Below are 21,712 nucleotides of genomic sequence, written 5' to 3'. Positions count from 1 at the left end.
ATTTTATAAAAAAGATAGTTTCTTTTTTGCCTGTTTAGCTTCTTCAAGTTTAGGATAGGAGTATAGAATTTTTTTATAAATTTTTTTTGCTTCTTTTTTATTTCCAGTTTTATCTAAAATATTAGCCATTTTCAGCATAGAAATTGCTGCTTTATTAGAATTGGGATATTTTCTAAAAACTAAATTAAAAAAATATTTGGCTTTCTTAAAATTAGAAGATTGATAGTATATTTGTCCAATCCAATAGTTTGCATTTGCTTGGTATACAGAATTTGGAAAATCTAAAATAAATTTTTTTAAAGCAAATACTGTATCTTCATATTTTTCATTTTTTAATACTAATGAAATTGTTTTATTATAACAAAAAACTTCATTTTTTTGATTTTTTTTTTATTTACTGTATTTTTTTTATCCTTTTTAGGATACATTTTTTCAAAAAAAATCTTAATTTTTTGAATTATCTTTTTGTGAAGAAGTTTTTTTTTGATTTTGCAGTATTTTTTCGATATCATATTCATTTTTTTCTACTAAACCTCTAAGAGAGTCTAATTCCTTTTGTAAAAAATCTATTTTATTTTGCAGTTGAAAAATGAGTATTTCGTGTGCATTTTTAATTTCTTTCATTTGTTCTATTTCATTTTTTATCTTATTTGCACTTGTAGATTTAAAAGTAGTAAAATAAGAAAATATCAAAAAAGTATAGAAAATTATTTTCTTCATTAGTTATTTTGTACTTGATATACTATAACAGATCTTCTATTCTTTGCATAAGATTCTTCATTATGTTCTAAAGAAATTGGTCTTTCTTTACCGTAAGATATAATTTTTATCCTTTGATCTAAAATTCCTTTTCCTTGCAGATATACTTTGATAGAATTTGCTCTTTTTTCTCCTAAAGCTATATTGTACTCTGAAGTTCCTCTTTCATCTGCGTGTCCTTCTATAGTTATAACTTGTTCCTTATTTTTTAAAAGAAATTTTGCATGTTTATCTAAAATTCCATAGTAAATAGGATGAAACTGATACTGATCAAAATCAAAATTTACCGTATTTATTTTATTTAATTCATTTTTTAAGTCAATTTGATGATACTTAATTTTCTTTTTTTTTTCTTTTTTCTGTAATATATTTTTATTTTCTAGCCATCCAGTACTTTGCATATTTTTACAAGAAAATAATAATAAATTAGATAAAAATAGCAATCCTACTAATAAAATTTTTCTCATAGTTTACTCATCTATAAAAGGTGACCATACAGGAAATTTTATCATACCATTTTCTTCTAAAAATAGAATTTTTTTAAAATTTTCTTCTAAAGAAAATATTTGCACTAAATAAAATGGATGATTTGAAAATAAAGAACTACAAATAGCTACCGAATTATTTGGAGCTATGCTTGGGCTTTCATTAAGAGAATTTTCTGTAATTTGTACAATAGATTCTGTTTCCAAATTAATTTTTGTAATACTTTGTAAATTTTTATTTTTACTTACTAAAACAATAAATTTACCGTCTTTGCTAACTTCTGCATTTTGGTTTTGAATGTATTCATTCCAAGAGATTCTTTTAGATTTTTTGTTTCTAATACTAATAGAATAAATTTGAGGTTTTCCTCCTTGATCTGAAGTATAAACTAATCTTTCACTATCAGGAAACCATTTAGGTTCTGTATTAGTGTTTCTATTATTAGTAATTTGTGTTATTTTTTTTTCCTGTAATTCTATTACATATATATTTAAATTTCCATCTTTAGATAAAGAACATGCAATTTTTTTTCCATCTGGTGACCAAGAAGGAGATCCATTGTGCCTTGTAAAATTTGATACTATTTCTATAGATCCATTAGATAGATCTTGTACTACTATCTTTGATCCATTTTCTGAAAAAATAGAATAAGCTATTTTTTTTCCATCTGGAGACCAAGAAGGAGACATAATTGGATATTCAGATTTAAATACTTCTGATTTATTGTATCCGTCATAGTCACAAATTTTTAAAGAATAAAAGTATTTGTCTTTATATTTCATTTGCATAACATACGCAATTTGGTTACAAAAAATTCCTTTTTTACTAGTAATTTCTTGAAATATTTCATTACTTATAGTATGTGCTATCTTTCTAATCATTTTTTTATTCATTTTTATCTGATTAGCTAAAATAGTTTCTTTTTTTTTATTAATTAAATTAGTAAGTTGATAGAAAATTGTTATATTTTCATCATAATTTTCATGCACACTACCTGTTAGTACTAATATACTATTTAAATTTTCTGTTTTATTTAAATTATTTAGATATTTTTCTGTGTTAAATTCACCGGATACTTTTGGGATAAATCTAGAACTATTTAAGAAGTCTTCGTATATAATTTGACATATTTCTTTTCCGTATTGCGAATCCTTTTTACTTTCTTCATAAGAAAAATGTACTATTTCTATTGGATAAATAAATTTCTCTCCTTCTTCTATTTTGATTAAAGTACTAGAATAAGAATCAAAAAATAAGAAAAATAGTATAGTAGTAAAAAAGAATTTATAATTTTTACATTTATTTTGGAGAAAATTCAATAGTTGTATTTTCAAAAATTTTATATATTTCTTCATTATTTGGTATAGGAATATTAGCTGATTTTATAGATTGTAATGCTGATACGCATAAAGAAGATTTTTTCGGTTCAAATTGTACAATAAAGATCTTTCCATTTTTTGAAATTCTTATTTTTACTATACAAGTTTTTCCTAAATGTTTTTTATAGACATAAAAATTCTTTTTTATAGAATTGTACAATTTTTTTTTATAAATTTCTGATTCTTTTCTTAAAGTAGAATTCATTTCTTTCTTAGTATAATGATCTTTTTTATTTTTTTGTTTTATTTCTGATTTTTGAATTCTATTAGAGTTTTTTATTTCTTGTAGGATTTTATTTTTTTCAGTAAAGTTTATGTTTTCTTGATAGTATGTATTTGTTAAATCTATTTTTCTATGCTTATTTTGAATAAAAAAAACTTTAAAATTTTTTATTCTATTTTTAGAAAATATTTTTTCTTCTGAAAAAACATAAAAAAATAAAATAACATGCAGTACTAAAGAAAAAAAAAATCCAAATTAGTTTTTTTATAATAATTAAATTTCATTTATTTTCTGTTTTAGTAACTAAACTAACCGATTGTATTTCAAATTCGTTTATAAAATTTAAGACTTCTATTATCTTATTATAATAAATTTTTCTATCTGCTGCTAATAAAATATTTATTTTTTTTTGATTCTTTATAATATCATTTATTTTTTTGCGTATTTCTTCTAAAGAAATTTTTTGAAGATTTTCTTTTTTATAATAAAAATTGTATTTTTCTTCTAAAAGAATTTCTATTGTAATAAATTTTTCTGAATCTTCATAGAATGTATTTAATTTATTAGAATTTGGCAGATCTACTTGAAATTTTTGCAAATTGAAAGATATACTGGTAAACAGTACGAGAATTAGTACTAAAAGAATATCTAAAAAAGGAATCATATTAATTTCGGAAAATATTTTTTTTTTTTCATATTTTAATTAGAATTTTTGATTTTTCTTTTTATAGCTAAGAGAAATTCTTCTATAAAAAAACTATAAATTTTTTCTATTGTTTCTATTTTAATACTAAAATAATTGAAACCTATAACAGCAGGAATTGAAACAAATAGACCAAAAGCGGTAAATATAAGAGATTCAGCAATATGAGGAGCGATTTCTTTTAGATTAAGTTCATTTTCTAATAAAAAGAAAGTATTTATTATACTAATTACAGTACCTAATAGTCCTATATATGGACTAATTGTACCTATAGTTGCTAAGAAATCTATTTTTTCTTTCATAATTTCTATTTCTTGTTCTGCAGATAATTGCATGTTTTTTTTATATTTACACAAATCAAATGTATTTTGTTTTTTGAAAGAGTAATAGAAATCTTTAAATCCAGAAAAAAAAATTTTATCTATACTATTTAGAGCATTCTTATTTTTTCTAATTTCTTCGTACAAAAAAATTAATTTTTTTTGAGAAAAAAACTTTTTTCTAAAAATTTTTATTTTTTTTTTTACAAATACTAAAATTATTATCTTTTTTATTATAATTGACCATGAATAAATAGAACAGAAAAATAGAATTAGTATATTAATTTGTACAAAAAAATTAGAATTAATAAAAAAATTAAAAAAATTCATACTATTTTAAATATAAAAATTCTCTATTTTTTTTTAATCTTTTTATCTATTCTAAAGAATAAACGTATACTACACAAATTAGAAAAAAAAATTTGAATATTCAAAATAAATTCCACATTTTAGTATAAGGAATTTTGGTTTTTTTTGATGTATTTTTTTGTAATCTTTCTAAACATTTTTTTATAAGACCAAAAAGTATATAATAAAACTAAAGGAAATAATATGCAAGATATTATCATCATATTAAATAAAGTTTTTTGACTTGAAGTAGCGTTCCAAACAGTTAAACTACTATTTGGATATATTTTTGAAGGCATTATAAATGGAAATAGAATGAGAGAAATTGTAAAAATTAAAAAAAATATTGCTAAGCAAGAAAATAAAAAAGAAACTTTATTTTTATTTTTTTTAGAAAAAAAATAAGAAAAGTACAAAAACAAAATAAAAAAAATAGGAATTATACAAAAAATTTTATAATTTTTTAAAGATTTAATCCAAATTCCTTTTTCTATAATAAAAAATTCTTTATTTAAAATTTTATATATAGAAAACCCTAAAATATTTTCTTTTAGTAAAATTCCTATTGCAACAAATACCACTAATATTATTGGAAACAAAAAATTTACAATTTTATGCATTCTATTTTGTATATTTTTTTCAGTATATATTTTTAAAAGTATTGATGCATGAAAAATAAACATACAACAAAATAAAATTCCAAAAAGTACGCTAAAAATACTAAAAAGTTGAAAAAATTTTCCAAAATGCAAAAATTTATTTTCTTGAATTGTAAAAGAGACTCCATTAAATATGTTTCCAATTATTAGTCCTATGGAAAAAGTAGGGAAAAAACTGCTGAAAAAAATTCCGAAATCAAAAAATTTTTTCCAAATTTTACTTTCTATTTTAGATCTGAAATCCAAACTTATAGGCCTTAGAAAAAGAAATATAAGAGAAATCATAACCAATAAGTAGAAATTAGATAGTAAAATAGAGTAAAAAATAGGCCAAGCAGCAAATATAGCTCCTATAGATGTTATCAACCAAACTTGATTTCCATCCCAATGAGGTCCTATTACATTTATCATTATTCTTTTTTCTATTTCTTTATTTTTAGGATGTTGTATGAGCATTCCAACTCCCATGTCAAATCCATCTGTAATGCAAAATCCAAAAAATAGTATATTTATTGTCACAAACCAGAAAATTTTTAGATATTCATATTTAATCATCGTACTTAAATTTTTTTATTTTTTTCAAAAAATTTTGGAGAATTTTTAATTATTTTACATACTACATACAGAACAGCAAAAAAAGAAATAAAATACAGTAAAGAAAATAGTACTAAAGTTGTTAGAACTTCGTATTTTTTGACATTTGAAATTCCTAAAAATGTTGGTAAAATTTCGAAAATAATCCAAGGTTGTCTTCCATACTCTGAAACGAACCATCCAGATTCTGATGCTATCCAAGGAATAGGTAGAGAAAAAATACAAACTTTTTGTAAAAATTTTGCATTTTCTATTTTTCTCTTGATGCATATTGCTAGACAAAATGTAAATAAAAAAAGCATGTAAAATCCACATAGAACCATAATTCTAAAAGAAAAAAATAAAGGTAGTACATTTGGAATTGTATCATTTGCAGCCATTTCAATATCAGTATCTTTCGCTTGTTCTATATTTTTTGTATATTTTTTTAAAAGTAGTGCATATCCTAAATATTTTTTAAGATTCGTAAATCTTTTTTCTTCAAATTCACTAATTTTTTGTTTTTCTTTAATTTTTTTTAGTATTTTATAAGCTACAATTCCTTTTCTAATTTTTACTTTATTATTTTCTATAATATCTTGAATTCCCAAAATTTTTTCTTTTGTAGATCTAGTAGCTATAATTCCCAATAATTTAGGAATTTCAATAGAATAATAATTTTTTTGTTCTTTTTGATTAGGAATAGCAAAAACTTTTAGACTTGAAGGAGGTTTTTCAGTTTTCCATTCTGCCTCTATTGCAGATAATTTGGATTTTTGTAATTTATTAATTTCAAAACCAGATTCATCTCCTAAAAAAATAGCAAATATTATAGCAAAAAATCCAAAGATAGCAGATACAGAAAAAGAGTTTTTTGCAAAATTTACGCATTTCTTTTTGACTAACAAATACGAACTTATACTTAAAATAAAGATAGCAGCTGTACAGTATCCTGAAGAAACAGTATGTAAAAATTTTACTTGCGCATAAGGATTAAAAATAACTTTTGAGATATCTAACATTTCCATACGCATAGCATTGTGGTTGAAATTATAAGATATAGGATTTTGCATCCAACTATTTGCAATTATAATCCATAAAGCAGAAAAATTAGAACCTAAAGTTACCATCCAAGTGACAAATAAATGCTGTAGTTTTCCTAATTTTTTCCAACCAAATAAAAATAATCCTATAAATGTAGATTCTAAAAAAAAAGCCATAAGCCCTTCTATAGCTAGAGGTGCTCCAAAAATATCTCCTACATAATTAGAAAAATATGACCAATTCGTTCCGAATTGAAATTCCATAATAATTCCTGTTGCTACTCCCATAGCAAAATTTATAGCAAATAATTTTCCCCAAAATTGCGTCATATCTCGATACAAAATGTTTCCTCTAATTACATAAATTGTCTCCATAATTGCTAATATTAAAGACATACCTATAGTTAGAGGTACAAATAGAAAATGATACATTGCCGTAAGAGCAAATTGTATTCTTGATAAATCTACTGTATTTAGTATTTCCATATTATGTATTTGTATTAGGTTGTTTTTCTATTGTATTTAAAATAGTATTTTGAATATCAAAAATGTTTTTTACTACAATAATTCCACAAGATTTTAGATTTTTACATTTTTCTTTCCATGTTTCTTGCGATTTTTTAATTATAGCACCTGCATGACCTATAATTCTATATTTTGGTACTTTTTTTCCAACTATATAAGAAATAGTTGGTTTTTTAATTTTATTTTTTTTGTAATATTTTACTACTTTTTCTTCTAAATTTCCTCCGATTTCACCAATTAAAAAAATAATTTTTGTATTTTTATCTTTTTCAAGAAATTTTACTATTTCTAAAAAATCTATTCCAACTATAGGATCTCCTCCTATTCCTATACAAATAGATTGTCCAAGATTCATATTTGTTATTAAATTAGATATTTCGTAAGATAAAGTACCAGATCTAGATACAACTCCTATACTACCTTTTTTGTATATTTGAGAGGGCATAATTCCAACTTTAACTCTTCCTGGAATAATAAATCCTGGAGTATTTGGACCAATCATTTGAACGCATCTTTTTTTTAAATGACTCTTTATAACTAAAATATCCAAAATAGGTATTCCTTCAGTTATACAAACAATTAGTTTAATTCCTGAATAGATTGCTTCAATAATAGCATTTTTACAATTTTTTGCAGGTACGTACACGATAGAAACATTTGCACCAGTTTTTCTAACTGCTTTTTTTATAGAAGAAAAAATTGGAATACCTAAATATTTCTTAATTTTCTTTTTTTTTGAAATTCCAGCTACAATATTTGTTCCATATTTTATACAACTAATAGTATTTATTGTTCCTTGTTTTCCAGTAATACCTTGACAAAGAACTCTTATTTCTTTTTTAAATAGTATTTCCATATTTAGAAAATTTTATGCATTTTTGAATTGCTTTGCTAAATTTCGAAGTAACATATATTTGATTTTTATATTTTTTTATAAGTATTTCTTTTCCTATTTTACAGTTATTTCCAGAAAATCTTACAACTATTGAAGTGTTAATAAAAATATTTTTTTTTTCAAATTTTAAAATACATTTTGCAATAAAATCGCATTTTACAATTCCTCCGAAAATATTAACTATTACAACTTTTATTTTTGTATTTTTTACAATTTCTTCCAAAATTTTTAAAAATTCTTCTTCTTTAATACCTCCTTTTAAATCTAAAAAACTTCTTACTTTTCCTCCAAAAAACATTATGGTATCTATAGTACACATAGCTAAACCAGCTCCATTAGCAATTACTGATATATTTCCACTTTTAAAAAAAATACTTTTTTTTCTTTCTATTCTCCTTTTATTCAATTTTTGAAAGATTCTTGTATGCCTAAAGATAAGTTTTGTAATTTTTTTCTGTCTAAAAAAAGCATTTTCATCTACAGAAGATTTTGCATCCAAACAGAAAAAATTATTTTTATTATCTATAGCTAATGGATTAATTTCTAAAAATAAAAAATCCCTTTCTAAAAAACATCTAATAATTTTTTTTAAAAAATAAAAAAATTTGCTTTTTTGCTCGCTAGAAAAATTTAAATATTTTTCAATTTTTTTTAAATTAAATTTTTTCTTTTTTGTAGGGAAAATTTCAAAAATTTTTACTTTTGTAAAAAAATTTTTTTTTTCTTTTAATTTGTTACCTCCAAATTTACTAAACATGTAAAAAATTTTTTGTTTTTCTCTACTAAAAAAAATGCAAAAATAGATTTCTTTCTTAATTGTTATTTTTTTTTCTACTAAAATAGCACGCACCTTTTCTTCATAGTTATTTATTTTGATATTTCTATCAATCCAAAAGGAGACAAATCCTTTTATTTGATCTAAAGAATGTATTTCTTGTACTGCTTTAATTCGATTTCTACTCTTTAGTAAAACTTGACATTTTGCGACTAATTCTAGTTTTTTAAATTTTTTAAGTATTTTTTTAATTTCATACTTATTTTTAATGACATAGCCTTTTGGGATGCTAATTTTATACTGAGATAATATTTTTTTTGTTTGGTACTCTTGTAATTCCATACTAGATTTTTATTTTATTTTTTTCGTATAAATCAATTATTTCTTCTTTGGAATATTTATCTTTTTCTGGTATTTTAGAATAATTTTTTATTTTTTTTAAAAAATTTTCTTCATGTAAGTGCTCAGTTGAAATTTGATTTAATTCAGGAATCCATTTTTTAATAAATTTTCCTTTTTTATCTATTTTCTTAGATTGATAGTAAGGATTAAAAATCCTATAATAGGGAGAAGAATTAATTCCTGTAGAAGCAATCCACTGCCAATTTCCATTATTCAAAGCAACATCTCCGTCAATTAATTTAGACATAAAGTATTTTTCTCCCATTCTCCAGTCTATAAATAAATTCTTAACTAAAAAACTTGCACAAATCATTCTTAGTCTGTTGTTTATCCATCCCTTTTTTTTAAGCATTCTCATAGAAGCGTCTACAATAGGACATCCTGTTTTTCCATTAGTCCATGATTTAAATATTTTTCTATTTTTTCTCCATCGAATATTTTCTGTCCAAGAAATGTAGTGTTTTACAAAAAAAAATTTTGGATAAAAAAATAGAGTATGCTTATAAAACTCTCTCCAAATTATTTCTTCAATCCATTTTTTTTCTCCTTCTGATAATTGAGAATATTTTTTTCTTTTAGTAACTTCATATAGGCATTTTCTAGGGGAAATAACTCCAATAGATAAAAAAGCAGATATTTGACTATTACGTTCATCATTTACTGTTTTATTTGCTTTATGATAATGTTTTATTTTATATCTGCAAAAATTTTTTAATTTTTTTATAGCTTCTTTTTCTCCAAAATTTTGTAATTTATATCTATTTTTTTGAAAAGATTTATAAAAAGGAGGTATACAATCAGAAAAAAATATTTCTTTTTTCATCTTTGGAACAGGAAAACAAGATATTTTTTTCTTTTTTACTAAAGATATAAAAGATTTTTTAAAAAAGTAGTATTTTTTATAAGGAATATTTTTTTTGCTTAAAATTTTTCCAGGAGAAAAAATTAAATTTCCTCTTAAATCTATTATTTTAATTTTTTTTCTTTTTAAAATTTTTTTGATTTTTTGGTCTCTTTTAATTTCATTCACTGAATATTCTTTATTATAAAAAATTTTTCCTATTTTTTTTTTTAAGCAAAAATAGTAGATTATTTTAATTTGATCTCTATATTTTTTACAAGAAAAATAATTTAATTTTATTCCTATTTTCTGCAAATTTTTGGAGAAAATTTTTAAATTTTTCCATATAAAAAAGCACTGAATTTTACTCATGTTGTGTTCTTTCCATTGCTCTATAGGAGCAATATATACAGATTCTACCTGTGCATTTTTTTCTTGACATGCAAGAAATAAAGCGGGATTGTCGTGTATACGAAGTTCATTTCTAAACCAAACTAAAATTTTTTTCATACTTTATAAATTTTATAATATTTTAATAGATGCAAAAAATATAAAAATTTTATAATTCTAAAATTTTTTTTTATTATAAAAATTTGTTATATTTATAGCATATATGATTAAAATTTTTATTAAATATATGAAAAAAAAAAAAATAGGTATTTTTTTTGGTAGTGATACTGGAAATACTGAAAAAATTGCAAATATTATAAAAAAATTTTTAGGAGAAGAAAAAACAAAAATTTTTGATATATCGGAAACTTCTCAAGAAGACATAGAAAATTATGAAAAAATTATATTTGGCATACCAACATGGTATTATGGAGAATCTCAATGCGATTGGGAAGATTTTTTTCCAACTCTAAAAAAAATAAATTTTTCTAATAAAAAAGTAGCTATTTTTGGCTGTGGAGATCAAGAAGACTATTCAGAATACTTTTGTGATGCTATGATGGAAATATATAAAATAGTAAAAAAAAATAAAGCTAGACTAGTAGGTAAATTTTCTTCCACTGGATACCATTTTGATTCTTCAAAATCTTTAATAGATAAGAATTATTTTTTAGGACTTGCAATTGATGAGGATAGACAACCAGAATTAACAGAAAAAAGAGTAAAATTATGGGTAGAGCAAATTATTGAAGAAATGAAGAAAAATTAAAAAATTTTTTTTTTTATTCCTACAATTTTTCTAAAAACTAATGTTTTATTAATTTTTGAAAGACTTTTATCAAAAATAAAGTAGCCTATTCTTTCAAATTGAAATCTTTTTTTTCTTAAAATTTTACTAGAGATGTCTATAAATCCAAGTTTCTTTACTAAGGAGTTTTTTTTTATTTGCGAACATAAATTTTCTTTATATTCTGGAAATTTTTTGTTGAATAAATTTTTATATATATAAAAAATTGCTTTCTTAGCATATTTTTTTGAAATCCAATGTATTATTCCTATATTTTTTATAGATTTTAAGCTTTTATTTTCATAATGTTTGCATAATATAGTTACTATATTACCAAATTTGTCTTGAATTATCTTTTTTGCTTTAATGATGTAAGAGTATCTTAATTTTACTTTTTTACCTAATACTAATCTCTTATAATTCTTTTTTTCAATAGTAGAAAAATCTGATTTTTCTATGTATATTTCTTTGGTAAAAATTATTTTTCTTTTTCCAAAATCTTTTTTTTTAGGATGGTTGTATACTTCTATAACTTTTACAAAATTATCTGGTATGCTTTCTATAACAACTTTAATAGGATTAATAATCGCCATAACTCTAAAACAATTTTCTAATTTTTTTCTTGCACAATTTTGTAGAACGGAAATGCTAATATTTTTTTCTTTTTTTGTAATTCCTATTTTCTTACAAAATTCTATGATTGTATCAGAAGTATATCCTCTGTTTTTTAAAGAACTTATGGTTAAAATTCTAGGATCTTTCCAATTTTGAATAATTTTATTTTTTATCAATTTTTTGATAAATCTTTTTGAAGTAACGTTATATTCTATATTTAGTCTAGAAAACTCATACTGTTTTGAAAAATTTTGAATTTCTAAATTTTTTAGTATCCAATTGTACAAGTATCGATTTTCTTGAAATTCTATTGTACATAATGAATGTGTAATTCCTTCTATTGCATCAGAAATACAATGAGAAAAATCATAAGTAGGATAAATTATCCAATCTTTTTTTGTTTTATAATGTTCTTTAAATCTTATTCTGTATAAAACAGGATCTCTTAGCACTAAAGAAGGAGAGTGCATATTAATTTTTGCTCTTAAACAAGCTTTTCCTTCTTGTATTTCTCCCATTTTCATTTTTTCGAACATTTGAAGATTTTTTTTTACACTTCTATTTCTGTATGGACTAGCAATTCCTTTTTCTTTTATAGTTCCTCGGAATTTTTTTATTTCTTCTTTTGATAATTCATCAACATAAGCTAGATTTTTTTTTATTAACTTTACTGCATAGTAGTAAAAAATATCAAAATAATCAGATGCATATTTCTCTTTATCATCCCAAGTAAAACCTAACCAATTTATATCTTTTTTTATTGAATTTATATATTTTTTACCATTTACATTTGGATTGGTATCATCAAATCTTAAATAGCATTCTCCTTTAAAATATTTTGCTATTTCAAAGTTTAAAAATATTGATATTGCATGTCCAATATGAAGATAGCCATTTGGTTCAGGAGGGAATCTAGTCTTTATTTTGTGAATTTTTTTATTTAGTAGATCTTTTTTTATAATTTTAGTGATAAAATTTTTCAATCTGTAAAATTTTTTTTAATACTGCATTATATTATTTTATGATACAATAATTATAACAAATAAAATCTATTTTATGAAATTTTTATTTTTAAGAGTTTTATAATTTAATTTCGGCTACGTAGCTCAGTAGGTTAGAGCACAGCACTCATAACGCTGAAGTCGCAGGTTCGAATCCTGTCGTAGCCAAAAGCGGGAATGGCGAAATAGGTAGACGCACCAGATTTAGATTCTGGAGCTTTTTTTATAGCGTGCGAGTTCAAGTCTCGCTTCCCGTACTACAAAATTTTTGGGGTATAGCCAAGTTGGTAAGGCAGCGGGTTTTGATCCCGCGATCCTAGGTTCGAATCCTAGTACCCCAGATAAAATTAGTAAATTCCAGAAAAAAACTTTAATAAAAATTTTTTAGCTTTTTTCTTTTTTTTTAGTACAAAAAATATAAAAAATTTCAAAAAATTAAAAATACCAGATTTTTTATTAAACAAAAAGTACATTGAATTTATAAAAAATTGCATGAATATAGTTTTTTTCCTTTGCATTTTTTGGTAAGTATTTAAAATTTTTTTTTGGTTTATACTATAATTTGATTTTTTTTTCAGTATTTTTGAAATGTTTTGAATTTCTTGAATACTAAAATTTAATCCTTGACCAAAAAAAGGATGAAATGTATGTGCAGCATCTCCTATTAAAAAAATTCCATTTTTTATAAAACTTAAAGAATTTTGAAAATATAAATTATGAAAAGATATTTTTTTTATAAAAAATTTTTTATTTTCCAAAAAAAATTTTTTAGAAATTTTTTTTTTAAAAAAAAGAAGGCTTTTTTTCTTAAAAATTTTAATTTTCTTTCTATCTGTATAAAAAATTAATAAAAAATAATTTTTTCTTATTGGTAAACAAGCATATATTTCACAATAATCAAAAAATTGCCATATTTTTTTTTTATAATTTCCATAAATACGTACAGTAATTAGTATACAACATTGTTTGTATTGAATTTTTACAAAATCAAAGTTAAAAAAATCTCTTATATAAGATTCTTTTCCATCAGCTCCAACAATAATATTAGAAAAAATTTTGAGTTTTTTATGTACTAGAATTTTCCAAAAATTATTTTTTTTATATATTTTTCTTATAGAATGGAAATTAAAAACAAAAAAATTTTTTTGTTTCTTTAGAATTCTTTTAGCTGCTTTCTTAATTTTATTACTTTCTATAAGAAAACCTAAGTGACTAATTTTTAGCAATTTTGCAGAAAGAGAAATATTTATTTTCTCAAAAATAATTTCTATTTCTTTGTAAGTTTTATAATATTTCGGATCAATTTTTTGTAAAATTCCTAAATTTCTTAAAAATTTTTCTGATTTATAATTAATAAATAGTATCTGTTCTTTACTAGTATTTTTTTCTTCTGTACTTTCTACTAAAGCTACTGAATATCCTATTTTTAATAAAGAAATTGCTAGTGTATATCCAATAATTCCGTTTCCAAAAATCGTAATATCAATATTTTTTTTCAAAATTTTTTTATACAATTTTATTAAATAAATTATAATGAATTATTACATACAAAAAATACATAAATTAAATATTAAATAACCTTTTTAATAACAATCTGCTTCAATGAAAAAAAAAAAATAAGAATTTTTATAAATTTACAAATTTTTTGTAAAAATGTTCAAAAAATTCCAAATAAAAAATACTTTGCAAAAATTGCAAATCATGTTAACCCTTTTTTCAAAAAAAATATAGAAGTGAATATCAGATTTGTAGAAGAAAAAGAAATAAGCAAATTAAGTAGATCATACAAAAAAAAGAGTAAAAATGTGCTGACTTTTTCGTACGATAGCACTTTTCCAATAAATCAAGGTGATATTGTAATTTGTCCCAAAATTTTATTTAAGGAATCTAAAGAGCAAAATAAGTCTTTTTTAAATCATTTAACACATATTTTTATACATAGCATGCTTCATTTATCTGGATTTACTCATGAAGAAAAAAAAAAAAGAGAAAAAATGGAAAAAATAGAAATTAAAATTATGAAAAAAATAGGATATCCAAATCCTTATGAAATTTTATAAAATTTGATATAGCAGTTTTAAAAAAAAATGATTCAAAAAAAAATAAAGAATAGTAAAATTTTGAAAAAAAAAAAAATATTAAATTTTATTTCGCAACATTTAGTGTATAAGAAAATTAAGGATAGAAAAAATTTTCTAGAAATTATAAATTATTGTGCTAAAAAAAATCTTATTAGTTTAAAAACTAAAAGAATGATTCAAGGAATTTTCAATATTAACACACTTAAAGTGCGTGATATAATGGTTCCGAAATTAAATATGATTTTTATAAAAAAAAATTTTAGTTTATTGGATTGCTTAAATATAGCTAATAAATTTCTTTATTCTAGATACCCAGTACTTTCTAAAAAAGAAAATCAAGTCGAAGGTATTCTAATACTTAAAGATATACTGCATTTTATAAAAAATACAAATTCTTTTTTTGATATAAAAAAAATTTCTAGGAAACCTATAATAGTACCTGAAAGTACTAGACTAGATAGAATTCTAAATAAATTTCAAATTACTCATAATCACATGGCAATAGTAATTAATGAATTTGGTAATATTACTGGACTTATTACTTTAGAAGATATAATAAAATTAGTTTTTGACAACATAGAAGATGAACATAAGAAAAAAATCAAAAAAAATATAAAAAAACTTAATAAATATACTTTTATAGTTCAAGGATTGACTTTAATAGAAGAATTCAATAATTTCTTTAATACTAAATTTAAAAGTTTAGAAGTTGATACAATAGGTGGATTGATAATGAAATCTTTTGGATATCTTCCTTCTATTGGAGAAATTATACGAATAAAAAATTTTTTATTTACTATTTCAATTTCGGATAGTAAAAGGATTATACAAGTTTTAGTAAAAAAAATGAAAAGTAAGATTTTATGAAAATTAAAAAAATAGAGATTTTATTTGCATTTTTCTCTGGTTTATTAGGAACAATATCATTTTCTCCGTATAAAATATGGATATTTTCTATTTTTTCCTTATTTTTTTTGATTTTGCAACTTAAAAACAAATCAAAAAAAGAATCTTTTTTTATAGGATTTTTATGGGGATTAGGATTTTTTTCTTCTGGAATTAGTTGGTTATATATAAGTTTAAAAAATTTTAGTAATTTATCTCTCTATGTTGGTTCTTTTCTAATTCTTTTTTTGATTTCTTACTTATCTATATATCCCGCAATTTTTTCTTTCTTAATTAAGTATTTTAACGTGTATCAAGAAAGAAAAAAAATAATATTTCTTATCCCAACAATTTGGTCATGCGTTGAATTTTTAAGAGAAAAAATGTTCACTGGATTTCCTTGGATGCAAATTGGTTATGCTCATACAGAAAGTCCTATAAAAAATATTATTCCTATTTTAGGAATTAAAGGAGCAAATTTTTTTGTTTTATTAGTTGCTAGTATACTATTTTATGGAACAATTAAAAAAAAGTATCTTTTTTTAGCAATTGTAGTACTATATTTTCCTAGTATTTTTGAATTTTTACAAAAAAAACAAAATCAAATAAAAAATATCCAAATTACTTTGGTACAAGGAAATATAGAACAAGATACTAAATGGAATAAAAAAAAAATAAAAGAAACTTTACTTAAATATTTTCAAAAAAGCGAAATGTTTTTTGGAAAATCAGAAATTATCATTTGGCCTGAATCTGCAATAGCCGATTTAGAGGAAAATCAAATAGAATTTTTAAAAAAACTAGATGAAAAATTAAAATTTTTTGGTACTAATTTAATTACTGGAATAATTACTCAAAAAAATAAAAAAAAAAATGAATACTATAATAGTATTATTACGTTAGGAAAATTTAAAAAAAAATACCAGTTTCCTATAGAACAAAAATATAAAAAATATAATTTAGTTCTTTTTGGAGAAAAAATACCTTTCAAAAAATTTTTAAAATACTACTTTTATTCAGGAGAATTTTCTGATTTTCATAAAGGTGAATACTTACAAAAACTAATACAAATTTCTAAAATAAATATACTTCCTACCATTTGCTACGAAATAATTTTTGGAGAAAGAATAAGAAAAAATTTTTCGCAAAAAGTAGATTTTATACTTAATATTTCTAATGATGCTTGGTTCGGATCTTCTATAGGTCCTTGGCAGCATATACAAATTTCACAAATAAGAGCCATAGAAATGGGAAGAACCATAGTAAGATGTAGCAATAGTGGAATAACTGCTATTATAAATCCAAGAGGAAAAATTATTTCGATTCTTCCTCAATTCTATAGAGGATCTTTGACATGCAAAGTTCCTATAATCAAAAAGAAAACCATTTATTCAGTATTCGGAAATATACCTATAAACATAGTACAATTTACAATTTTTTTCTTTAGCATAAAAATAAAAATAAGAAAATTTCAATTTTTTTTTAAAAGGTTGTATAAAAAATGAAAAAAGAATACAAAGTGAACAAAATAGAAAAATTTGTACAAAATTTTTGGAAGAAAAATAAAGTTTTTCAGGTTAAAGAAGATAATACAAAAAAAAAATACTACTGTTTATCTATGATTCCTTATCCTTCTGGGGAATTGCACATGGGTCATGTTAGAAATTATACTATAGGAGATGCCATAGCTAGATATCAAAGAATGATAGGAAAAAATGTTTTGCATCCAATAGGATGGGATGCATTTGGATTACCTGCAGAAATCGCTGCTATAAAAAATAAAACTAATCCAAAAATTTGGACGAAAATTAATATTTCTCAAATGAAAAAACAACTGCAAAAACTAGGATTTTCTTATGATTGGAGTAGAGAAATTACTACTTGTGATTCAAATTATTATCGTTGGCAACAATGGTTTTTTCTAAAATTGTACGAAAAAGGTATTGCCTATAAAAAAAAATCTTATGTTAATTGGTGTAAAACAGATCATACTGTTTTAGCAAATGAACAAGTTATCGATTCTAAATGCTGGAGATGCGGTACAAAAATAGAAAAAAAAAAACTATCTCAATGGTTTTTAAAAATTACTAAATATGCACCTAAATTACTCTTAGGATTAAAAAAATTAAAAAATTGGCCAAATGAAGTAAAAGAAATGCAAAAAAATTGGATTGGAAAATACCATATTTTTCAAGTAAAGTTTAAGATTTTTAAAACTTATGAAAGTATTTCCATAGAAATCAATAAATTAAGAGAAATTCAAAAAATTTATTTTATCTGCATAAACAGAAATTCTTATATTTTTCAAAGAATAAAAAAAAAAAGAAAAGAAAAGATCAAATTTTTTGATGAAATAATTTTTTCTAAATTATATGCTATCGATACAATTAACAAAAAATTTATACCAATACTTTTTACAAATAAATCAGAAAAAAAATCTATTTTTATCATTTTTAAAAAAGATGTAAAAAATTCTATTTTTCTAAGAAATTTAAAGAAAAAACTGCAATTTGAAAAAAAAAGAGATTCTATAACATTTTTTGATTCAAACTTTATAGATTACGAAAAATATGAAACTACACTGAAAAAATCAGAAAAATATAAAATACATGATTGGTGTATATCAAGACAAAGATACTGGGGAGCTCCTATACCTGTATTAACAGATAAAAATAATAATATTTTTTTAGAAAAAGAAGAAAATTTACCAATTAATTTTCCAAAAAAAATTAATAAAAAGAGTATAAAAAAATGGAGAAAAAAGAATTCAAAAAAATTTTTACTTAGAGAAACAGATACTTTTGATACTTTTGTAGAATCTTCTTGGTACTATGCAAGATATACTAATCCCTCATATCAAAAAGAAATGTTAGATAAAAAAAGTATGAAGTATTGGATGCCAATAGATCAGTATATAGGAGGAATTGAACATGCTAATATGCATTTAATCTACTTTAGATTTTATCATAAACTGCTCAAGGATTTTGGATTCACTAAATTTTCAGAACCTGTAGATCATCTTTTATGTCAGGGTATGGTTTTGAATGAAGCATATTATTATCTTGATAAGAATAGGAAAAAAATTTGGATTTCTCAAAATGAAATAAAAAAAGAATACAAAAAAGAAAAAAAAATTTCTGATACTTCTAGTAAAAATCTTATATACTATGGAAAAATAAAAATGTCTAAATCAAAAAATAATGGTGTTTCTCCAAATAAAATACTAAAGAAGTACGGAGCCGATGTATTAAGAATGTACATTATATTCGCTGCTCCTACAAGAATGGATATTATTTGGGAAGAATCAGGATTGATAGGTATGCAAAGATTTTTACAAAAATTATGGAAATTCGTGTATGAATATTTGTCTATTAAAAAATGTCATCAAGATAAAGAAAAAAAAATTACAAAAAAACAACTAAAAATGAGAAAAATAATTTATACTACTATTTTGCAAATTACTGAAGATTTTGAAATAAAAAAAAATTTTAATACTTCAATTGCTAAAATTATGTATCTAGTAAATAAATTAATTGAATTCAAAAAAAAAGAAAAAAAATTTATTTCTATTATAGAAGAAGGAATATCTGCAGTTATTAGAATGCTGTATCCTTTTGCGCCTCATATTTGTTTTTTTCTATGGTACAAAATATATAATTCAAAAAATATAGATTTTGTAAGTTGGCCAAAAATTGATAAAAATGCACTAAAATTTTTAGAATATAAAATTATTGTACAAATAAATGGAAAATTTAAAAAACTCATAAAAACTGAAAAAGATATACAAAATAATGAAATAATCGAATTTATATCAAAAATTGAAAAAATTAAAAAGATACTAAAAAAAATAAAAATTAAAAAAATTGTATATATAAAAAACAAACTAATAAACCTAGTTACTTATTAAATTGGAGAAATAAATTGCATATTAAAACTATAATCGCACTATTCTTTTTATCTGTTACTACTTCTGGTTGTAATTTAATGCTTAGAGGTATTGATTCCAAAAATAGACAAAAAGTGGAGTATATTTTTTTAGAAAGTTACGAAAAATACGGAAAATTTACAAAAATATTAACAAAAAATTTAAAGAAATTTTCTATTTCAGCAAAAGATACAAATGAAAAATTTGATAAAACGATTCCTATTATCAAAATATTAGATGTATCTGAAAAAACATTTCCTTCTCTAATTTTGGATAATGGAGAAGTTGGTGTAAAAAAAATGGTAGTATCTGCCAAAATAGTGATTCAATTAGGAGAAAAAAAAATGCCTTATACTATTAAAACAAGCAGATCTTTTCTAACCGAAGAAAATCATCCTACTGGATCTGAATCAGAAAAAGATATACTAAGAGAAGAATCGTATCAGTATATTTCTGAAAAAATAATAAACCAAATTTTTGCTCTTTACTCTTTTAATAGATAAACATTTATGAACTTAAAAAATATAAAAAAAAAATAGAAAATTCTGAATTTGATATATATTTATTATATGGAAGAAATTATTTTTTACTTCAAAAGATAGTACACTTAATTCTTAGAAAATTAAAAAAAAATTATTTTTCTTATAGAAGTTTTTTTATTTTGGAAAAAGCTTCACAATTTAAAAAAATTTTTATAGAAAAAAAAAATTTAGGTCTATTTGAAAAAAAAAAAATAATTCTTGTTCTTCTAAAAAATATAGATGTTTTTTTACAAATTTTTAAATATATAAAAAAAACGAACAAATCTACAAAAATTATTTTTTATTCTTATGAAACTATATTTTTAGATAAAAAAATAAAAAATATTTTCATAAAAAAAGAAAATTTTTTTTTGATTAGTTGTGAAAAATTAAAAAAAAATGATTTTTTAGATTTTATTAAAATAAAATTTAAGGAAAAATCAATTAGTTTAAAAGAAACTATACTGAATAAGATTTGTTATTTTTATGAAGGAAATTTGCAAGAATTTGAACAATTTTTTAAACAAATTATTGTTTTAAAAAATAGAAAAAAAAAAGTAAATTGTTTAGAAATTCTTTCTTTAGCTAAAGATTCAGCAATTTTTACAATTGAAGACTGGATTTTTTCTGTTTTGAATAAAAAATACTACGAAAGTTTAAGAATTTTAAAAAGTTTGTATACGCAAGACATAAATCCTATGTCCATAATTTATTCTTTGCAAAAAATTATTTTGCTTTTTATAAAATTTATGAAAAATCAGTCTAATTTTTATGAAAAATCTTATCTCAAAAATGTACTATTAATTGAAAATGAATCGTCTATACATTCTATTTTAAAAAGAATTAAAATTAAAAAAATAAAAAAAATTATTAGAATCTTAATTAAATCTAATTTACTTTTTAAAAAAACAAATGATAAAAAAATAATTTGGAATCTAATTACAAAAATAGTATTTTAGAAAGGAATAATAATAAAAAAAGAATATATTGGAATATATGGTGGCACTTTTGATCCAATTCATATTGGACACATAAGTTGTCTTCTAGCTATAAAAAATATCAAAAAAATAAAAAAAACATTTTTAATTATTAATAAGAAGTCTTGGTATAAAAAAAAACAATTTTTTAGTTTTTCAGATAGAATAAAAATGTTAAAAATTGCACTATCCGAAATTAGTACAAAAAAATCTGATTTTTTTACAATCTATCAAAAAAATATTTATGAAAAAGAAAGAGAGTATACGATTAATATAGCTAATTATTTACAAAAAAAATATAAAAATAAAAAAATTGTTATATTTATTGGGTTAGATTCTTTTATAAACATAAAAAACTGGTATTTAGGAAAAAAAATTGTCAAAAATTTTGAAATATTTATTTTTAATAGAATCGGATACAAAAAAAATTTTTATAATTTTTACGAAAAAAAATACGAAAAAATACGTATTATAAAAATGTACAAAAATGTCTCTTCTTCTGTGATAAGAAAGAAAATTCAGAAAAAAAAAAATTATAAAAAATTTTTAACACCATCTATTTATAAATATATTAAAAAATTGCTTAAAAAATAGAATTT

Annotated in this window: 22 protein-coding genes and 3 tRNA genes; 11 read left to right on the top strand and 14 right to left on the bottom strand. The window is 21.7% G+C overall.

The features are described from left to right. Positions 1 to 3: 3 nt before the first annotated feature. From ybgF to AOQ89_RS00265, 12 genes are all read right to left on the bottom strand, one after another. A complete protein-coding gene (gene ybgF, locus AOQ89_RS00320) occupies positions 4 to 348 on the bottom strand; it encodes a tol-pal system protein YbgF (protein ID WP_080872166.1) in 345 nt (114 codons plus the stop codon). 96 nt (positions 349 to 444) lie between these two features. Then, positions 445 to 720, bottom strand: coding sequence for a YbgF trimerization domain-containing protein (locus tag AOQ89_RS00315; RefSeq protein ID WP_080872164.1), 276 nt, complete (start codon positions 718 to 720; stop codon positions 445 to 447). Beyond that, positions 720 to 1,226 (bottom strand): peptidoglycan-associated lipoprotein Pal, encoded by a 507-nt coding sequence (pal, locus tag AOQ89_RS00310; RefSeq protein WP_143715364.1) that lies wholly within the window; start codon positions 1,224 to 1,226, stop codon positions 720 to 722. Before pal ends, AOQ89_RS00315 begins: the two co-directional genes overlap by 1 nt. Positions 1,227 to 1,229: 3 nt before the next feature. Further along, entirely contained in the window at positions 1,230 to 2,564 is a 1,335-nt protein-coding gene (gene tolB / locus AOQ89_RS00305; protein ID WP_195909747.1) for a Tol-Pal system beta propeller repeat protein TolB, read from the bottom strand. Then, the gene (locus tag AOQ89_RS00300) at positions 2,545 to 2,829 is read right to left on the bottom strand and encodes a cell envelope integrity TolA C-terminal domain-containing protein (protein WP_080872160.1); all 285 of its coding nucleotides are present in this window, start codon (positions 2,827 to 2,829) and stop codon (positions 2,545 to 2,547) included. Before AOQ89_RS00300 ends, tolB begins: the two co-directional genes overlap by 20 nt. A gap of 298 nt (positions 2,830 to 3,127) precedes the next feature. Continuing rightward, positions 3,128 to 3,511, bottom strand: a complete 384-nt coding sequence (locus tag AOQ89_RS00295) for an ExbD/TolR family protein (RefSeq protein WP_080872157.1) — start codon at positions 3,509 to 3,511, stop codon at positions 3,128 to 3,130. A 35-nt stretch (positions 3,512 to 3,546) separates the two neighbouring features. Then, the gene (locus tag AOQ89_RS00290) at positions 3,547 to 4,200 is read right to left on the bottom strand and encodes a MotA/TolQ/ExbB proton channel family protein (protein WP_080872154.1); all 654 of its coding nucleotides are present in this window, start codon (positions 4,198 to 4,200) and stop codon (positions 3,547 to 3,549) included. Between the two features lie 119 nt (positions 4,201 to 4,319). Next, on the bottom strand, positions 4,320 to 5,432 hold the full coding sequence (gene cydB, locus AOQ89_RS00285; protein ID WP_080872152.1) for a cytochrome d ubiquinol oxidase subunit II: 1,113 nt from the start codon (positions 5,430 to 5,432) through the stop codon (positions 4,320 to 4,322). Positions 5,433 to 5,437: 5 nt separating this feature from the next. Then, positions 5,438 to 6,979, bottom strand: coding sequence for a cytochrome ubiquinol oxidase subunit I (locus tag AOQ89_RS00280; RefSeq protein ID WP_080872150.1), 1,542 nt, complete (start codon positions 6,977 to 6,979; stop codon positions 5,438 to 5,440). Between the two features lies 1 nt (position 6,980). Beyond that, on the bottom strand, positions 6,981 to 7,874 hold the full coding sequence (sucD, locus tag AOQ89_RS00275) for a succinate--CoA ligase subunit alpha (RefSeq protein WP_080872148.1): 894 nt from the start codon (positions 7,872 to 7,874) through the stop codon (positions 6,981 to 6,983). Beyond that, positions 7,858 to 9,030 (bottom strand): ATP-grasp domain-containing protein, encoded by a 1,173-nt coding sequence (locus AOQ89_RS00270; RefSeq protein ID WP_080872146.1) that lies wholly within the window; start codon positions 9,028 to 9,030, stop codon positions 7,858 to 7,860. Before AOQ89_RS00270 ends, sucD begins: the two co-directional genes overlap by 17 nt. Position 9,031: 1 nt before the next feature. Then, the gene (locus tag AOQ89_RS00265; protein WP_080872145.1) at positions 9,032 to 10,441 is read right to left on the bottom strand and encodes a cryptochrome/photolyase family protein; all 1,410 of its coding nucleotides are present in this window, start codon (positions 10,439 to 10,441) and stop codon (positions 9,032 to 9,034) included. 127 nt (positions 10,442 to 10,568) lie between these two features. Between AOQ89_RS00265 and fldA the strand changes: the two genes are divergently transcribed. After that, entirely contained in the window at positions 10,569 to 11,090 is a 522-nt protein-coding gene (gene fldA / locus AOQ89_RS00260) for a flavodoxin FldA (protein WP_080872612.1), read from the top strand. Here fldA and glnS read toward each other — a convergent pair. Beyond that, a complete protein-coding gene (gene glnS, locus AOQ89_RS00255) occupies positions 11,087 to 12,706 on the bottom strand; it encodes a glutamine--tRNA ligase (RefSeq protein ID WP_080872143.1) in 1,620 nt (539 codons plus the stop codon). The two genes, fldA and glnS, sit on opposite strands and share 4 nt — an antisense overlap. A 112-nt stretch (positions 12,707 to 12,818) precedes the next feature. Between glnS and AOQ89_RS00250 the strand changes: the two genes are divergently transcribed. The 3 genes from AOQ89_RS00250 to AOQ89_RS00240 all read left to right on the top strand — a co-directional run bounded on the left by AOQ89_RS00250 (position 12,819) and on the right by AOQ89_RS00240 (position 13,065). Next, positions 12,819 to 12,892: transfer RNA gene (locus tag AOQ89_RS00250), tRNA-Met, on the top strand. Between the two features lie 3 nt (positions 12,893 to 12,895). Then, positions 12,896 to 12,981, top strand: a tRNA-Leu gene (locus AOQ89_RS00245). 12 nt (positions 12,982 to 12,993) lie between these two features. Further along, positions 12,994 to 13,065: transfer RNA gene (locus AOQ89_RS00240), tRNA-Gln, on the top strand. A 6-nt stretch (positions 13,066 to 13,071) separates the two neighbouring features. On the opposite strand, the gene AOQ89_RS00235 is transcribed toward AOQ89_RS00240, so the two are convergent. Continuing rightward, positions 13,072 to 14,223, bottom strand: a complete 1,152-nt coding sequence (locus AOQ89_RS00235; RefSeq protein WP_195909746.1) for an FAD-dependent monooxygenase — start codon at positions 14,221 to 14,223, stop codon at positions 13,072 to 13,074. Between the two features lie 75 nt (positions 14,224 to 14,298). Here AOQ89_RS00235 and ybeY point away from each other — a divergent pair, with 75 nt between their 5' ends. Genes ybeY through nadD form a run of 7 tightly spaced genes read left to right on the top strand, consistent with a single transcriptional unit; the run spans position 14,299 to position 21,707 of the window. Continuing rightward, complete coding sequence (gene ybeY / locus AOQ89_RS00230; RefSeq protein ID WP_080872140.1) at positions 14,299 to 14,784, top strand: rRNA maturation RNase YbeY; 486 nt, start codon at positions 14,299 to 14,301, stop codon at positions 14,782 to 14,784. 27 nt (positions 14,785 to 14,811) lie between these two features. Beyond that, positions 14,812 to 15,672 carry a transporter associated domain-containing protein gene (locus AOQ89_RS00225; RefSeq protein WP_080872139.1) on the top strand — a complete coding sequence of 287 codons (861 nt, stop codon included), beginning with the start codon at positions 14,812 to 14,814 and terminating at the stop codon, positions 15,670 to 15,672. After that, the gene (gene lnt / locus AOQ89_RS00220) at positions 15,669 to 17,195 is read left to right on the top strand and encodes an apolipoprotein N-acyltransferase (protein ID WP_080872137.1); all 1,527 of its coding nucleotides are present in this window, start codon (positions 15,669 to 15,671) and stop codon (positions 17,193 to 17,195) included. Before AOQ89_RS00225 ends, lnt begins: the two co-directional genes overlap by 4 nt. Beyond that, positions 17,192 to 19,597, top strand: a complete 2,406-nt coding sequence (locus tag AOQ89_RS00215) for a class I tRNA ligase family protein (protein ID WP_080872135.1) — start codon at positions 17,192 to 17,194, stop codon at positions 19,595 to 19,597. The genes lnt and AOQ89_RS00215 overlap by 4 nt, the downstream gene beginning before the upstream one ends. A gap of 14 nt (positions 19,598 to 19,611) precedes the next feature. Further along, positions 19,612 to 20,118, top strand: coding sequence for an LPS-assembly lipoprotein LptE (locus tag AOQ89_RS00210; RefSeq protein WP_080872133.1), 507 nt, complete (start codon positions 19,612 to 19,614; stop codon positions 20,116 to 20,118). Continuing rightward, positions 20,115 to 21,095, top strand: coding sequence for a DNA polymerase III subunit delta (gene holA / locus AOQ89_RS00205; protein ID WP_080872131.1), 981 nt, complete (start codon positions 20,115 to 20,117; stop codon positions 21,093 to 21,095). The genes AOQ89_RS00210 and holA overlap by 4 nt, the downstream gene beginning before the upstream one ends. Before the next feature lie 6 nt (positions 21,096 to 21,101). Then, positions 21,102 to 21,707 (top strand): nicotinate (nicotinamide) nucleotide adenylyltransferase, encoded by a 606-nt coding sequence (gene nadD, locus AOQ89_RS00200; RefSeq protein ID WP_080872129.1) that lies wholly within the window; start codon positions 21,102 to 21,104, stop codon positions 21,705 to 21,707. Positions 21,708 to 21,712: the final 5 nt, after the last annotated feature.

This window comes from bacterium endosymbiont of Pedicinus badii (genome assembly GCF_002075085.1).
Taxonomy (GTDB): domain Bacteria; phylum Pseudomonadota; class Gammaproteobacteria; order Enterobacterales; family Enterobacteriaceae; genus PRUG.
This window is presented reverse-complemented; position numbering and strand designations above follow the sequence as displayed.

Excerpts from the sequence above, each read along its gene's own strand:
- cydB (WP_080872152.1), bottom strand. The coding sequence starts at position 5,432 with ATGATTAAATATGAATATCTAAAAATTTTCTGGTTTGTGACAATAAAT.
- AOQ89_RS00280 (WP_080872150.1), bottom strand. The coding sequence starts at position 6,979 with ATGGAAATACTAAATACAGTAGATTTATCAAGAATACAATTTGCTCTT.
- fldA (WP_080872612.1), top strand. The coding sequence starts at position 10,569 with ATGAAAAAAAAAAAAATAGGTATTTTTTTTGGTAGTGATACTGGAAAT.
- sucD (WP_080872148.1), bottom strand. The coding sequence starts at position 7,874 with ATGGAAATACTATTTAAAAAAGAAATAAGAGTTCTTTGTCAAGGTATT.
- lnt (WP_080872137.1), top strand. The coding sequence starts at position 15,669 with ATGAAAATTAAAAAAATAGAGATTTTATTTGCATTTTTCTCTGGTTTA.
- AOQ89_RS00265 (WP_080872145.1), bottom strand. The coding sequence starts at position 10,441 with ATGAAAAAAATTTTAGTTTGGTTTAGAAATGAACTTCGTATACACGAC.
- AOQ89_RS00315 (WP_080872164.1), bottom strand. The coding sequence starts at position 720 with ATGAAGAAAATAATTTTCTATACTTTTTTGATATTTTCTTATTTTACT.
- AOQ89_RS00290 (WP_080872154.1), bottom strand. The coding sequence starts at position 4,200 with ATGAATTTTTTTAATTTTTTTATTAATTCTAATTTTTTTGTACAAATT.
- AOQ89_RS00225 (WP_080872139.1), top strand. The coding sequence starts at position 14,812 with ATGATTCAAAAAAAAATAAAGAATAGTAAAATTTTGAAAAAAAAAAAA.
- AOQ89_RS00300 (WP_080872160.1), bottom strand. The coding sequence starts at position 2,829 with ATGAATTCTACTTTAAGAAAAGAATCAGAAATTTATAAAAAAAAATTG.
- pal (WP_143715364.1), bottom strand. The coding sequence starts at position 1,226 with ATGAGAAAAATTTTATTAGTAGGATTGCTATTTTTATCTAATTTATTA.
- AOQ89_RS00215 (WP_080872135.1), top strand. The coding sequence starts at position 17,192 with ATGAAAAAAGAATACAAAGTGAACAAAATAGAAAAATTTGTACAAAAT.
- AOQ89_RS00270 (WP_080872146.1), bottom strand. The coding sequence starts at position 9,030 with ATGGAATTACAAGAGTACCAAACAAAAAAAATATTATCTCAGTATAAA.
- AOQ89_RS00295 (WP_080872157.1), bottom strand. The coding sequence starts at position 3,511 with ATGATTCCTTTTTTAGATATTCTTTTAGTACTAATTCTCGTACTGTTT.